Genomic DNA, 1,404 nt, shown 5'->3' with positions numbered 1-1,404 from the left:
TCCTTGTAGAGGTCTTTCAGCAGCTGAGCCGCCTTGGCGTCCAGCGCCTTGGCCTCATCCGCCACGTCCATTTCCTCATTCGCGCGCGCCAGCGCCCGCAGCTCCTCCGCCTTGCCTTCGATTTCGGCCAGCGGTTTTTCGAATTCCAGATACTGGGTCATGTCGCCTCTGCTCAGCGGGTTTGCCGTTATATGGCCTTAGCAGCGCCAAGATGCAACTCAGCAAGATTTGTGATCTGCTGCCATGGCATGAGGGAAGAGCAGAGAGCGCAAGGGAGGCACCGCTTATGGCCGCCAGTTACGAAGACCGGATCCTGCGGGTTCTGGCCTATATCCACGGCAACACCGATGGCGATCTGTCGCTGGACAGGCTGGCCGATGTGGCGGCGATGTCGCGGTTTCACTGGCATCGCGTGTTCCGCGCCCTGACGGGCGAAACCTGCGCCCATGCGGTGCGCCGCATCCGGCTGCACCGCGCCGCGGGCTGGCTGGTGCAGGGGGACATGCCCATCGCGCAGGTTGCGGTCCGCGCCGGCTACCTCAATCAAAACAGCTTCTCCCGCGCGTTCTCTGATTCCTACGGCAACAGCCCGGCGGCCTTCCGCCGGGCGGGTCAATTCCGGCTGCCGAACCCAACTCTCAGAACAGGAAGTTACCCGATGTATGACGTGATCACCCGCACCGACCCTGCCCGCCGCCTGGCCGGCTTGCCGCACAAGGGCGACTATATGGAAATCGGCAAAAGCTTTGAGGCTTTCGGTGCGATCTGCGAAAGCCGCGGGCTTTGGCCGCAGCTGGGCGCCGTCACCGGGGTCTATTTCGACAGCCCGGACGCGGTGCCCGAAGCAGATCTGCGCAGCTTTGCCGGGGCGGAGCTTACCGGCGGAGCACTGCCCGAAGGGATGGAGGAAGTCAGCCTCCCCGGCGGCAAAACCGCGGTGCTGACCTACAAGGGGCCGTACTCGGGCCTGCATGCCGCCTATCACAGCCTGTTCGGCAATTGGCTGCCGCAATCGGGTGAAGAGCCGGCCGATCAGCCCTGCTATGAGATCTACCTCAACAATCCGCGCGACACCGCGCCCGAGGATCTGCTGACCGAAATCTGCCTGCCGCTGAAGTAGCCCTACGCCTGCAGCAGGATTGCCGCCAGAGACGCCAGCAGCAGCGCGGCCATGGTCCAGTTGAACGCCCGCAGCTGCGCGGGCCGGGTCAGCAGCCGCCGCAGCTGCTGGCCCAGCATTGTCCAAGTCGAGGCCGAAAAACAGCCGATCAGCAGGTAGGTTCCGGAGACCCACAGAATGGCACTCAGGTCGCGGCTGGCCGCATAAAGCGTGATTGCCCCCAGCGCCATCGCCCAGGCCTTGGGATTGACCCATTGAAAGGCGCAGGCCTGCACAAAGCTCAA

General features: G+C 64.0%; 1 protein-coding gene and 2 pseudogenes. 1 reads left to right on the top strand and 2 read right to left on the bottom strand.

All coding sequences use genetic code 11. From position 1 onward, the window contains the following. Positions 1-161: pseudogene (locus tag A2I95_RS37945) on the bottom strand (acetyl-CoA carboxylase carboxyl transferase subunit alpha); the annotation flags it as partial. 125 nt (positions 162-286) lie between these two features. Here A2I95_RS37945 and A2I95_RS37940 point away from each other — a divergent pair. Next, positions 287-1,120, top strand: a complete 834-nt coding sequence (locus A2I95_RS37940; protein ID WP_291737584.1) for a GyrI-like domain-containing protein — start codon at positions 287-289, stop codon at positions 1,118-1,120. A gap of 2 nt (positions 1,121-1,122) precedes the next feature. Here A2I95_RS37940 and A2I95_RS37935 read toward each other — a convergent pair. After that, positions 1,123-1,404 (bottom strand): annotated as a pseudogene (locus A2I95_RS37935) (LysE family translocator); the annotation flags it as partial.

Source organism: Leisingera sp. F5 (genome assembly GCF_001593695.1).
This window is presented reverse-complemented; position numbering and strand designations above follow the sequence as displayed.

Coding starts and splice junctions, on each gene's coding strand:
- A2I95_RS37940 (WP_291737584.1), top strand. CDS start 287: ATGGCCGCCAGTTACGAAGACCGGATCCTGCGGGTTCTGGCCTATATC.